The sequence below is a fragment of the Clavibacter sp. MX14-G9D genome (assembly GCF_032917815.1).
GTDB classification, from domain to species: Bacteria; Actinomycetota; Actinomycetes; order Actinomycetales; family Microbacteriaceae; genus Clavibacter; species Clavibacter michiganensis_K.
Genome location: NZ_JAVCVL010000059.1, coordinates 1 through 13,047 on the forward strand (window position 1 = coordinate 1; position 13,047 = coordinate 13,047).

General features: G+C 72.3%; 9 protein-coding genes, 1 tRNA gene and 1 pseudogene. 5 read left to right on the forward strand and 6 right to left on the reverse strand.

The annotated features are described in order from the left end of the window. Positions 1-974: TadA family conjugal transfer-associated ATPase (locus Q6969_RS07125; RefSeq protein ID WP_317229808.1), on the reverse strand; the 974-nt coding region annotated here is incomplete at its 3' end. Positions 975-1,648: 674 nt separating this feature from the next. Between Q6969_RS07125 and acs the strand changes: the two genes are divergently transcribed. Continuing rightward, positions 1,649-3,688, forward strand: coding sequence for an acetate--CoA ligase (gene acs, locus Q6969_RS07130; protein ID WP_317229809.1), 2,040 nt, complete (start codon positions 1,649-1,651; stop codon positions 3,686-3,688). Positions 3,689-3,766: 78 nt separating this feature from the next. Here the strand turns inward: acs and Q6969_RS07135 are convergent, their stop codons facing one another. Together Q6969_RS07135 and Q6969_RS07140 are read right to left on the reverse strand one after the other, a co-directional pair. Next, on the reverse strand, positions 3,767-4,231 hold the full coding sequence (locus tag Q6969_RS07135) for a RidA family protein (protein WP_317229810.1): 465 nt from the start codon (positions 4,229-4,231) through the stop codon (positions 3,767-3,769). Beyond that, the gene (locus tag Q6969_RS07140; protein ID WP_317229811.1) at positions 4,231-4,413 is read right to left on the reverse strand and encodes a hypothetical protein; all 183 of its coding nucleotides are present in this window, start codon (positions 4,411-4,413) and stop codon (positions 4,231-4,233) included. The genes Q6969_RS07135 and Q6969_RS07140 overlap by 1 nt, the downstream gene beginning before the upstream one ends. Before the next feature lie 105 nt (positions 4,414-4,518). Between Q6969_RS07140 and Q6969_RS07145 the strand changes: the two genes are divergently transcribed. The 3 genes from Q6969_RS07145 to Q6969_RS07155 all read left to right on the forward strand — a co-directional run bounded on the left by Q6969_RS07145 (position 4,519) and on the right by Q6969_RS07155 (position 8,142). Then, positions 4,519-7,062, forward strand: a complete 2,544-nt coding sequence (locus Q6969_RS07145) for a transglycosylase domain-containing protein (RefSeq protein ID WP_317229812.1) — start codon at positions 4,519-4,521, stop codon at positions 7,060-7,062. After that, a complete protein-coding gene (locus Q6969_RS07150; protein ID WP_317229813.1) occupies positions 7,062-8,006 on the forward strand; it encodes a metallophosphoesterase in 945 nt (314 codons plus the stop codon). Before Q6969_RS07145 ends, Q6969_RS07150 begins: the two co-directional genes overlap by 1 nt. Before the next feature lie 62 nt (positions 8,007-8,068). Further along, positions 8,069-8,142, forward strand: a tRNA-Pro gene (locus Q6969_RS07155). A 212-nt stretch (positions 8,143-8,354) separates the two neighbouring features. On the opposite strand, the gene Q6969_RS07160 is transcribed toward Q6969_RS07155, so the two are convergent. Both Q6969_RS07160 and Q6969_RS07165 read right to left on the reverse strand, forming a co-directional pair. Continuing rightward, a complete protein-coding gene (locus Q6969_RS07160) occupies positions 8,355-9,560 on the reverse strand; it encodes an acyltransferase (RefSeq protein WP_317229814.1) in 1,206 nt (401 codons plus the stop codon). A 136-nt stretch (positions 9,561-9,696) separates the two neighbouring features. Next, complete coding sequence (locus Q6969_RS07165) at positions 9,697-11,934, reverse strand: transglycosylase domain-containing protein (protein ID WP_317229815.1); 2,238 nt, start codon at positions 11,932-11,934, stop codon at positions 9,697-9,699. Between the two features lie 378 nt (positions 11,935-12,312). On the opposite strand from Q6969_RS07165, the gene Q6969_RS07170 reads away from it, so the two are divergent. Beyond that, positions 12,313-12,708, forward strand: coding sequence for a VanZ family protein (locus tag Q6969_RS07170; RefSeq protein ID WP_317229816.1), 396 nt, complete (start codon positions 12,313-12,315; stop codon positions 12,706-12,708). A 39-nt stretch (positions 12,709-12,747) separates the two neighbouring features. On the opposite strand, the pseudogene Q6969_RS07175 reads toward Q6969_RS07170, so the two are convergent. Further along, positions 12,748-13,047: pseudogene (locus Q6969_RS07175) on the reverse strand (sortase); the annotation flags it as partial.

Consider the following 13,047-nt stretch of genomic DNA (forward strand, 5'->3'; position numbering starts at 1 on the left):
GACGACCAGCGCACGGGCACCACGCGGAGGCGTCCTCCCCCGTCCGCGACGAGGCGCCCGGCCTCCGTGACGCGACGGCCCTGCGCGGTGCGCGCGAGGTGCACCACCAGGCCGATCGCGCTGACGGCCTGGCGCGCGGTCGTGACCGCGTCCATCGCGGCGAGCGCACCCAGCGCCTCGAGCCGCGCCGGGACGTCGGCCACGCCGTTGGCGTGCAGGGTGCCGGCCCCGCCGTCGTGGCCGGTGTTGAGCGCTCCGAGCAGCTCCCGGATCTCGCTCCCGCGGCACTCGCCCACCACCAGCCGGTCGGGGCGCATCCGGAGCGCCTCGCGGACCAGCCGCGGGAGCGGCAGCTCCCCCGCCCCCTCGATGTTGGCCTGCCGCGCCTCAAGGCAGACGACGTGCGGGTGCCGCACCCGGAGCTCCGCCACGTCCTCGACGACCACGATGCGCTCCCGCGGGTCCGCTCGGGCGAGGAGCGCGCCCAGGAGTGTCGTCTTCCCGCTGCCGCCCGCACCGGTGATGAGCAGGTTGGTGCGTCGGCGCACCGCCGCCTCGAGGAGCGCGCGGCAGCCCGGCGGGAAGGCGCCGGCGGCGTCGAGCGCGTCGAGGGTGGGCCGGGCCCGGGACGGCAGCCGGATGGAGAGCAGGGTGCCGCCGGTCGACACGGGCGGCAGCACCGCATGAACCCGCATCCCCTCGCCGAGGCGCACGTCCACGCAGGGCGCCGCCTCGTCGAGGTGCCGCCCGCCCTCCGCGGCGAGGCGCACGGCGAGCGCCCGCACCGCGGGCTCCCCGCCGAGGTCGACGTCGGCGCGGCGCTCGGGCCCGCGCCCCCGGTCCACCCAGACCTCGCCGTCGCCGTTCACGAACACGTCGGTCGCCGCGGGGTCCCGGGCCAGGGCTGCGAGGGCCCCGAGGGCCGGGGGGACGTGGCGCGCCGGTGACGCGGGCCGGGCATCCGCAGCGGACATCGATGACCGCCCGGCGCGCGCTGACATCGCCGATCCGCGGAGGACCGCCTCTCCGCCCTGTCCTCCCATGTCGGCAGCACCTGCCTCGCGCCCGTCACGGCCCGACGGCGTCCGAGCGGGCACGCGGACGCGCGGGACGAACGTCGCCGCCGCCGGTGACGGGGAGCGCACCGCGGCACGGGGTCGTGCGTCACCACCGTGGGGAGCATCCGCGTCGGGTGGTCCGTGCGCCCCGTACCCTGATTCCGGCGCCGTCCCGGGGACGGTGCCGCCACGGTCGGCGGATGCGTGCCACTCGCTCATGCGGGGAGGCTAGGAGCCGAGCGCAGGACGGGCTCATGACGGCCGACGGCCGTGGGGTCCACAGGGACGAACGAGCTGGGGAGGACGTCGACGGCGGCACCGGCCCGGCTGCTGGTCGCGAGAAGAGAGGGGCGGCGCCCATCGGGGGAACAGGCGCCGCCACGTGACGACGGATCGGGGGAATCCAGAATTCGCCACACGTCGAGCTCGGCTCGACGGGTCGAGCATACGCCGCGCTCCTCCCGCTACGGGAGGGTTGAGCGTGTTCTGGCCGATCATTCATCGGACTCCCGGCAACGGACGCCCGCCATCCCGCCGCCGGAGCCTCCGGGCGTCGCGCCGGGCACCCGCTAACGTGGGTCGCGGAGAGGATGACGATGTCCACGAACCCCGAATCGACCGAGCCCGGAGCATCCGGCACCGCCCTGCGCGACGAGGACGAGGAGGGGACGACGTCCGCCTCCACGCCGCCCGTGACGCCCCACGCCGGACCCGTCCATCCGCCGTCGGACGCCTTCCGCGCCACCCGCGTCGCCGACGAGTCCCTCGCCGAGTCCGCGGCCGCCGACCGCCTCGGCTTCTGGGCCGACCGCGCCCGCGAGCTGGTGACCTGGGAGACCCCGTTCGAGACGGTCCTCGACTGGTCGGACGCCCCCGTGGCCCGCTGGTTCCCCGAGGGCCGGCTGAACGTCGCCTACAACTGCCTCGACCGTCACGTGGCCGCCGGGAACGGCGATCGCGTCGCGCTGCACTGGGAGGGCGAGCCGGGCGACACCCGCGACCTCACCTACGCCGAGCTCACCGCCGAGGTGAAGCGCGCCGCCAACGCGCTGCTCGAGCTGGGCGTCGTCGCCGGCGACCGCGTGGCGATCTACCTGCCGATGGTCCCCGAGGCCGTCATCGCGATGCTGGCCGTCGCGCGCATCGGGGCCGTGCACTCCGTCGTCTTCGGCGGCTTCAGCGCCGAGAGCCTCCGCGCCCGCATCGACGACGCCCAGGCACGCGTGGTCATCACGGCGGACGGCGGCTGGCGCAAGGGCAAGGTCTTCCCCCTGAAGCCGGCGGTGGACGCAGCCCTGGTCGGCTCCGCCGGATCCGTCGAGCACGTCCTCGTCGTGCGCCGGGGCGAGAACGAGGTGGACTGGGACGACGCCCGCGACCTCTGGTGGCACGAGCGCCTCGCCGAGGCGTCCGCGGAGCACGAGGCCGAGGCGTTCGAGGCCGAGCACCCCCTCTTCATCCTGTACACGAGCGGCACGACCGGGAAGCCGAAGGGCATCCTGCACACCTCGGGCGGCTACCTCACGCAGGCCGCGTACACGCACCGCAACGTCTTCGACCTGCACCCGGAGACCGACGTGTACTGGTGCACGGCGGACGTCGGCTGGGTCACCGGTCACAGTTACGTCGTCTACGGCCCGCTGGCCAACGGCGCCACGCAGGTGATCTACGAGGGCACGCCCGACACCCCGGCCCCCGGGCGCTGGTGGGACATCGTCGAGAAGCACGGCGTGACGATCCTCTACGCGGCTCCCACGGCGATCCGCTCCTTCATGAAGACGGGCCGCGAGATCCCGGACGGGCGGGACCTCTCCTCCCTGCGCCTCCTCGGCTCGGTCGGCGAGCCCATCAACCCGGAGGCGTGGCGCTGGTACCGCGACGTCATCGGCGGCGGCGACGTGCCCGTGGTCGACACGTGGTGGCAGACGGAGACGGGCGGGATCATGATCTCCGCGCTCCCCGGCATCACCGCCACGAAGCCCGGCTCCGCCCAGACGCCGATCCCCGGCATCAGCGTCGCCGTGGTCGACGACCAGGGAGAGCCCGTGGCACGCGGCGAGAGCGGCCTCCTCGTCGTCACCGAGCCCTGGCCGGGCATGCTCCGCGGCATCTGGGGCGACCCGGAGCGCTATCGGGAGACGTACTGGGACCGCTTCGGCGAACGCTACTTCGCGGGCGACGGCGCCCGGCTCGACGAGGACGGCGACATCTGGCTGCTCGGGCGGGTGGACGACGTGATGAACGTCTCCGGGCACCGCCTGTCGACGGCGGAGATCGAGTCCTCCCTCGTCGCCCACCCGTACGTGGCCGAGGCGGCCGTGGTGGGGGCGTCGGACGAGGCGACCGGGCAGGCCGTCGTGGCGTTCGTGATCCTCCGCTCGGCCGAGGCGAGCGCTCTCGGCGACGAGGACCCGAACGAGCTGCTGCGGAAGCACGTCGCCGACCAGATCGGCGCCATCGCGAAGCCGCGCCGCGTGTTCGTGGTGCAGGAGCTGCCGAAGACGCGGTCGGGCAAGATCATGCGCCGGCTGCTGCGGGACGTGGCGGAGGGCCGGGCGATCGGCGACACCACGACGCTGGCCGACTCGCAGGTCATGCAGGTCATCAGCGAGCGGATGAACGCCGTCTGACCGGCTCTCGCGGACGTGAAGGAAGGCCGGGTGCGTGCACCCGGCCCTCCTGCACGTCCGCCCTCGAGGCGCCCGCGGCTACTCGACGAGCGCCACCACGAGCTCGACCTCGACGGGCGAGCCGAGGGGCAGCTCCGCCACGCCGACGGCGGAGCGGGCGTGGATCCCGGCGTCGCCGAGGATCTCCCTCAGCACCTCGCTGGCGCCGTTGATGACGCCGGGCTGCCCCGTGAAGCCCTCGGCCGACGCGACGAAGCCCGTGACCTTGACCACGCGCGCGATGCGGTCGACCCCGCCCGCCGCGTCCGCGGCCGCGGCGAGCCCGTTCAGCGCGCAGGTGCGGGCGTGCGCCTTCGCGTCCTCGGCGGACACCTCGGCGCCGACCTTGCCGGTCGCGGCGAGCGCGCCGTCGACGAACGGCAGCTGGCCGCTCGTGTAGACCAGGCCGCCGTGGACGACGGCGGGGACGTAGGCGGCGACGGGCGCCGCGACCGCCGGCAGCTCGATGCCGAGCTCGGCGAGCCGGTCGGAGATCGCGCCCATCAGGCGCCGTGCTCGGCGTCGCCGACGGGGCGCTTCATGTACGCGACGAGCCCGCCCTCGGGGCCGGTGACGACCTGCACCAGCTCCCAGCCCTGCGAACCCCACGTGTTGAGGATGGCGGCGGTGTTGTGGATCATCAGCGGCGTGGTGAGGTACTCCCACTGCCCGGGCGTTGCGGTCATCTCGGCTCCTTGCCGGTCGGGTCTGGATGCATGACGGGACGGGCGCGGGCGGCCGGCGCACAGGTCTCACGGGTTCCCATACACCCTTCCCGTACTCTGGAGTCTATGTCTGCTTCGAAGAACACGCCCGGCCGCGTCGCCGCCGCGCTCACGGGCGTCCTCGGCATGAGCGCCGTCGCCGGCGTGCTCGTCGCCGCGATGGTCACCCCGGCCATCGCCGTGACGAGCCTGGCTGCCAACAACACCATCGGGCTCTTCGAGGACCTGCCCGACTACCTGCAGATCGACAACCTCGCCCAGAAGACCGAGCTGTACGCCACGCAGGGCGGCCAGCCCGTGAAGTTCGCCGAGTTCTACGCGCAGAACCGCGAGGAGGTCGGCTGGGACGAGGTCTCCGACAACGCGAAGGCCGCGGCCGTCGACACGGAGGACCCCCGCTTCTACGAGCACGGCGGCGTCGACGTGCAGTCCACGTTCCGCGCCCTCGCCCAGAACGTGATCGGCGGCGGCGTGCAGTCCGGCGCGAGCACCATCACCATGCAGTACGTCAAGAACGTGCTCGTGCAGAAGGCGGAGACCCTCGCGGCGACCGACCAGGAGGCGGGCAAGAAGGCCTACGAGGAGGCGACGCAGGAGTCGACCGCCCGCAAGCTCAAGGAGATGCGCCTCGCGATCGGCCTGGAGAAGAAGTTCTCCAAGAACGACATCCTCCTCGGCTACCTCAACATCGCGAACTACGGCGGCAGCGTCTACGGCATCCAGTCGGCGGCCCGGTACTACTACGGCGTCGACGCGAAGGACCTCAGCATCGCGCAGGCCGCCAGCCTCGTCGCCACCGTCAACTACCCCGTCGCGCTCCGCATCGACGAGCCGGGCAACATCCCGGCCAACCAGGAGCGACGCGACATCTTGATCGACAACATGCTGAAGCACCACAGCATCACGCAGGAGCAGCGCGACGAGGCGATCGCCACCCCCGTGACGCCCACCATCACGCCGTCGGTGAGCGGCTGCAACGCGGCCCAGCCCGCCAGCGCCGCGTACTTCTGCGACGCCGTGAAGTACACGGTCGAGAACTCGGACGCCTTCGGCAAGGACGAGACCGAGCGCACCAACAACCTGAACCGCAACGGCTACAAGATCTACACGACGCTCAACCTCGACCTGCAGGCCAAGGCCACGGACGACATGCGCGCGCAGATCCCCACCACGATGAACAGCATCGCCGTCGGATCCGCAATGACGAGCGTCGAGGCGAAGACCGGCCGCGTCATCGCGATGGTGCAGAACACGGACTACGGCAACGGCGAGGAGGCCGGCGTCACGAGCGTCAACTACAACACCGACCAGGACTACGGCGGATCGCGCGGATTCCAGGTGGGATCCACGTACAAGCTCGTGACCCTGCTCGAGTGGCTGAACGAGGGGCACTCGGTCAACGAGGTCGTGCGCTCGTCCAACGGCACGTGGAGCGGACGCGACTTCCAGGACTCGTGCACCGGGGGCAACCTCGGATCCGACGTCCTCCGGGTGACCAACGACGGTGCCGCTCCGGGCGCGAACCGCACGGTCATGTCGGGCACCGCCAACTCCACCAACACGGCCTTCATGGCCATGGCCTCGGAGCTCGACATGTGCGGCATCGGGAAGACCGCGAAGGCCATCGGCATCCACCAGGCCGTGCCCGACACGGAGCTCTCGAACTACGTCTCCGACATCATCGGCTCGGGCGGCAACAACATCGCCCCGCTCACCATGGCCCAGGCCTACGCGACGGTCGCGAACGACGGAACGACGTGCGACCCCATCCTCATCGACAAGGTCGTGCTCCCCGACGATACCGAGATCACGCCGCCGTCCGCGAACTGCCGAGAGGCCGTGAGCGCTGACGTCGCCCACACCGCGGCCTACGCCCTGGCGGGCGTCATGAACGCCACGGGCGCTGCGGCGAACACGAACGACGGCACCCCGCTCATCGGCAAGACCGGCACCACGGACCGGGCGAAGGACACCTGGTTCGTGGGGTCCAGCACCGAGGTGACCACCGCCATCTGGGTGGGCAGCTCCTCGGGCCAGGACATCCGCCAGCGCACCACGAGGCTCCCGAGCGGCCAGCTCATGTCCACCGCGCGCTTCGCCGTGTGGAAGCCGTTCATGCAGGCCGTCAACGCCGTCTACGGCGGCCAGGCGTTCCCCGGCCCGGCATCCGAGCTCACCCGCACCCCCACCGTCCAGGTGCCGGACGTGTCGGGCATGTCGCTCGCGAACGCCCAGTCGGCCATCGAGGGCGCGGGTCTGAGCTTCGCCCAGGGCGGCGCCCGCGCCTCCTCGAGCGTCCCCGCCGGGCAGGTCTCCGGATCCGACCCGGGCGCCGGCGCGAACGCGGCACGCGGATCCACCGTGACCGTCTTCACCAGCAGCGGCCCCGACCAGGGTCAGCAGCAGCAGGGCACGCCGGGCACCGTCCCGGACGTCCGCGGGCAGGACCTCACGGGCGCCCGTCAGGCGCTGCGCGCGGCCGGCTTCGACGTGACGATCGCGCAGGAGCAGGTGGAGGACAACTCGCAGATCGGCCGTGTGACGCGCACGGAGCCCGCCGCCGGGCAGCAGAGCAGCGGTCCCGTGACGCTGTACGTGGGACGCAGCTGATGGGCGTGATCGGCACCCTCGCCCGCGCCGTCGGCGGCGTCGCGGCCGCCGGGGCCGCGGTCTTCGCGTACGCGTCCTTCTACGAGCGCCGCCGCTTCACCCTGCGCGAGGTGACCGTACCGGTGCTCCCGGTGGGATCCGACCCCATCCGGGTGCTGCACCTCTCCGACATGCACATGGCGCCGTGGCAGCACAAGAAGCAGCGGTGGGTGCGCGAGCTCGCGGACCTGCGGCCGGATCTGGTGGTCGACACGGGCGACAACACCGGCCACGAGCAGGGCATCGTCGCGGTCGAGGAGACCCTCGAGGCGTTCCGCGGCATCCCGGGCGTCTTCGTGCACGGCTCGAACGACTACTACGGGCCTATGATGAAGAACCCGTTCAAGTACTTCACCGCGAACACGCACGCCACGCAGCGTCCCGCGGACCTCGACCTGCCCCGGCTCGAGCGGCTCTACGCGTCGCTCGGCTGGCTCGACCTCAACAACGCCGCGGGCGCCATCGAGGTCAACGGCACGCTGCTGGAGCTCTTCGGCGTCGACGACCCGCACCGGGACTTCGACCGTCTCGAGGCGCTCCCCGGCGCCCTCGACGCGCTGCGCGAGGACGACGACGCGTACCAGGAGTCGTCCAGCGCCCCCGTGGTCTCCGTCGGCGTCGCGCACGCGCCCTACCGCCGCGTGCTCGACTCCTTCGTCACCAACGGCGCCCGGATGATCTTCGCTGGGCACACGCACGGCGGCCAGGTCTGCGTGCCCGGGTACGGCGCCCTGGTCACCAACTGCGACATCCCGCGCCGCCAGGTGAAGGGGCTCAGCGTCTGGCCGCATGCGGACCGCGCCGCGTACCTGCACGTGAGCGCGGGCCTCGGCACCTCGATCTACGCCCCGGTGCGCTTCGCCTGCTACCCCGAGGCGACGCTCGTGACGCTCACCGCCGTCTGACGCGCGGGGCGTACGCGGGACCCTGGAACATCGGGTATCGTAGAGCCCGGCCCTCGGGCCATCGGGGTGTGGCGCAGTTTGGTAGCGCGCTTCGTTCGGGACGAAGAGGTCGCAGGTTCAAATCCTGTTACCCCGACACACCGCCTCCCAGAGGCACAGCACGACCGGCATCACCACGAAGGGCCGCTCCGCACGGAGCGGCCCTTCGTCGTCGTACGGACACCGTGCGGGCCCCGCGTCGCTCCCGAGGCAGCGCGCCCTTCGCCGATGCGGGAGGCGAACGTGCCCGCACGCGCACGCGGCGAGCGGCACGCGGGACGCGGGCACGCGGGGACGCGGGGACGCGCCCTAGCGGGAACCGGGCTTCAGCCGCAGCGCCGGCCGCTCGATCGCGTAGTACGTGGCCGCGGACAGCGCGAGCGTCACGGCGCCGACCACGAGCGTGTTCAGGGCGAAGCCCGCCAGCGTGTCCGGCAGCACCAGGCCCGCCCGGCGGAGGAACCGGATCACGGGGAGGTGCCACAGGTAGACGCTGAACGAGATCGTCCCGAGCCAGGCGATCCACCGGAGCTCCAGGAAGCGCGTCACCGGGCCGAGGGAGCCCCCGCGGCGCGGCAGGGCGACGATGAGCAGCAGGGCCGCGCAGGAGGCCGCCACGAGGCTCTCCTCGAACGCCTCCACGGGCGCCTCGGAGGCGACGACGATCAGGGCCGCGGCGGCGATGCCCACGGGCACGCGCCAGGCCGCGACGCGGTCGCGGAGGCCGTCGTCCGAGGACAGGGTGAGCAGGACCACCGCGGCGGCCATCCCGTAGGCGAAGAGGTCGGCGTGGGTCAGGATGCTGCGGTTCGCGACGGCCTCCCCGGTGGCGCCCCACTCGCTCGCCAGGCGACCCTGATGCCCGAGCGGCGCCTGCGCGACCATGGACCACACCTTGCCGGCCATGCCGATCACGAGCAGCACGACGGCAGGAGCCAGGGCACGGACCCACGTCCCCCTCCCCCGCAGCAGACGCGCGGCGAGGACGGCGACGATGGGCAGCAGCACGTAGAAGCAGACCTCCACCGCCAGGGTCCAGGCGACCTCGATGCCGCTGCGCAGCGTGCGGGGGGCGTAGCCCTGCAGCAGCAGGGCGTTGAGCACGGTGTCGACGGGTCCGAGGGTGCCGATCTCCAGGCCCGCGTCGCGGGTGTCGCGGGGCAGGATCGCGACGCGGAGGACCAGGCTCACGAGGAGCAGCACGACGATGTAGCCCGGGAAGACCCGCAGCGCCCGGTTCGCGGCGTAGCGCGACAGTCGCGGCAGGGGCCCGCCGTCGATGAGGCTGCGCGCGAAGGGCAGGAACAGCAGGAAGCCGCTGAGCACGAAGAAGAGCGTCACGCCATGGCTGAAGAAGGCGACCTCGCCGACGAGCGGGACGTCGGTCGTGGGGCGGGCGAGCTGGCGCTGCACGTGGTACAGGAGCACGGCGATCGCCGCCACGCCGCGGAGGCCCTCGATCCCGGGCAGCAGGGTGCGCACGCGTGCGGGAGCGGACGTCGGGGTCCCGGTCATGATGGCCTTCCCGGCTCGGTGGTGCGGCGGTCGTCCAGTCTAGGAGGCCGGTCCTCGGATGCCGGAGGGCGGACAGCACGACGGCCGCCGCCCGGAGGCGACGGCCGTCGGCGCGCGCTCCCCATCGAGCGCGGGCTCATCCCTCCGCGGGAGGTGCGGGCTCCGCCGGCGCCGGGGCCGGAGCGGCCGGCGCCTCGGGGGCCGTCGGGGCGGCGGACTGCGTGGGCTTCGGCGCGGGTGCCACGTACGGTCGCTTCGTCAGCGTGCTGGCGGGCGCCGGGAAGTCCTCGGCGGGGTACCGGTCGTCGATGAACGTCTGCAGCGGCTTGAAGATGCGGTGACGCGCGCTGTCCGCGGCGGAGCCGTTGAGCACGTTGCGGCGCATCGACGCGAAGCCCTCGACGTTGCCCACCCAGACCGCCGTGGTGACCTCGGTGGAGGACCCGACGAACCAGGTGTCCTTCGAGCGGTCGGTGGTGCCCGTCTTGCCCATGATCTGCGTGCCGTCGCGCGGGTTCGACGCAGCCCCCGTGCCGCCCATGACGGCCTTCAGGGCGAAGGCAGCCGTGTTCGCGACCTCGGGGCTCATCGCCTGCGCGCAGGCGCTCTTCGGCGTGACCAGCTCGCTGTCGTCCGGGAGGACGACCTTGTCGATCGCGATGGGCGGGCACATGGTGCCCTGGTTCGCGACGGACGCGAAGGCCGTGGCCATCTGGAGCGGCGCGACGGTGTTGCCGCCCGAGCCGACCACGTCGGACGGGAAGCTCGAGAGGTCGCGCTTGTCCGCGTTGTAGGCGCCCATGTCCGTGGCGGTCTTGCTGATGTCGCACAGGTCCAGCTGGCTCGCCATCGCGACGAAGGCCGAGTTGACGGAGGCGACGGTCGCGGCGAGGACGTTCTGGTTCGACGTGGCGCCGGTGTTCGTGTCGTTGGTCACCTTGTAGTCCGGGGAGCCGGCGAGGCTGTCGCCGCACTGGGTGAACTCGCTGGCCGACCAGGTCGTCTTGGAGGCGTTGACCGTCTGGTAGATCGACTTCCCCGCCTTCAGCCAGTCGACGAGCGTGAAGATCTTGTACGTCGAGCCGACCTGGAAGCCGGCGCTCCCGCCGTGCGCCTTGTCGGCCGAGTAGTTGATCTCGGTGACGCCGGGCTGGTCGGTCGCGACGCCGTAGTCGGTGTTCTGCGCCATCGCGATGACGCGGCCGGTCTTCACCTCGCGGGAGACCACGGATCCGCCGATCTGGGTGAAGCGCGCCGTGGTCGGCACCTGCTTGCGCATCTGGTCGGCGGCGTTCGCCTGGATGTCGAGGTCGAGGGTCGTGTAGACCTGCAGGCCGCCGCGCTTCAGCAGCGCGTCGCGGTCGGCGGCGGTCTCGCCGAACTCGGGGTTCGTGAGGATCTCGTTCTTCACGTAGTCGCAGAAGTAGGCCGCGGAGATCGGGTTCGCCTGGATGCAGCCGCTCGTGGAGGGCGTGATCGTCGGCGTGATCTCCGCCGCCGCCGCCGCGTCGTACTGCTCCTGCGTGATCTTCTGCTCCTTGAGCATGTTGCTCAGCAGGAGGTCGCGACGGCCCTTGTTGCGCTCGAGGTTGTCCGGGTTGTCGATCTTGTAGATCTCGGGCGCGTTGACCGTCGCGATGAGGCTCGCGGCCTGCTCGAGGTTGAGGTCCGCGGCGGAGACGTCGAAGTAGTACCGCGCGGCCGACTCGATGCCGTAGACCCGGCTGCCGAAGTTCGCGATGTTGAGGTAGGCGAGGAGGATCTCGTTCTTGGAGTACTTCTTCTCCACCCCGATCGCCATCCGCATCTCCTTGAGCTTGCGGGGCATGTCGGGCTGCGTGGCCTCCTGGAAGGCCTTCCGGCCGGCGGCCTGCTGCTCCTCGTCGGTGGAGTCGACCATGTTCTGGGCCTTCTGGACCAGGACGTTGCGGACGTACTGCATCGTGATCGTCGAGGCGCCGGACTGCACCTCGTCGTTCAGCACGTTCTGCGCTAGCGCGCGGGCCGCCGACAGCACGTCGACGCCGCCGTGCTCGTAGTACCGGGGGTCCTCCGTGGCGATCGCGGCGTCCTTCGCGAACTGCGAGACGGCCTCCCACGGGACCTCCTCACGGTCCTGCGAGAAGAACTCGGCGAAGGGCACCTGCTGGTCGCCCTGCTTGGCGAACAGCACCGTCTTCTGCGCGAGGTTGTCGATCTGCAGGTTGTCGGGGATGTCCTCGAACACGCCGATGGTGCTGTTGGCCGCGATGCCGGAGACCGCGATGGCCGGGGTCACCATGGCGGCGACGAGGACGCCGGCGATCGTGCTCATGCCGACGAGTCCGAGGAACGCGCCCAACCGGGTCGAGATGGTCAGGTCAGTTTTCCTCATGGTACGAATCTAACCCGCGCTCGGAGGTCGGGCATCCGCCCCGGGGATGGTCCCAGCTGCCCGTGGCCGAAATGTGATGAGTGCCCTCATCATGGGTCCGTACGGGCCTCCTGGGTAGCCGTTCCGCGAACCGCGCGCGACGTCCGGACGCGGAGTGGAGGTGCTGCCGGGGCCGGACCCGGGTGTCCTGCAGCCCGGTGCGCTGCGGGTCCGCGTTGCTAGGCTGCCGCCCTCATGGACCCCCTCGCCCCCGATCCCCGACGGCGCGCGCGACGTCCGCACGGGGATCGGGACGCGATGCCGGATCGCTCGACCTGGGGCGCCGTGCGGGATCGAGAGCGGCGGCGCCGGCGGCACCGTCAGGCCGCCCTCCTCCTGATGGCCTACGTCGGGATCGTGGCGCTGGTCACGCTCGCCCCGGACAGCGTCGACCGCGGTGCGTACCCGACGCTGATGCGCGGCGTCCGCTTCCTGCAGCACCACGGAATCCCGGGCTTCCGCTACCCGATGATCGAGTCGGCCGCGAACGTCGTCCTGTTCGCACCGCTCGGGATGCTCGGCGTCCTCGCCCTCGGGAGCCGTCGCTGGCTCGCCGTGGGGGTCGCGGGCACCGCGCTGTCGGGCGCGGTGGAGCTCGCGCAGGGCGCGTTCCTGCCGGCGCGCGTGGCCTCCCTCGCCGACGTGGCGGCCAACGGGCTCGGCGCGCTCCTGGGGGCGGGTGCGGCCGCCCTGCTCTCCGCCCGCACGCGACGACGCGGGCGGATCCGGTCGTGATCGGATCCGCCCGCGTCGGGGGTCATGCGGTGTCGGGGGTCAGGAGGCCCGACGACGACGGGCCGAGGCGATGCCCGCGGCCGCGGCGCCCGCGAGGAGCAGGCCGCCGCCGGTGATCGCGAGGCCGGTCGGCAGGGTGCCGCCGGTGATGGGGAGCGAGCCGGACGCGGCGGCCGTGCTCGCGCTGGCCGGCACGACCGAGACGAGCCCGCACCAGTGGTCGCCGGACGCGGCGGTCTCGTTGGCGCGCCACGTGCCCGTGGCCGACGTCGGGACGACGAGCGTGCCGGAGACGGAGCCGTCGGCGGCGGCGACGACCGAGGCGGCCGGGTCGCCGGC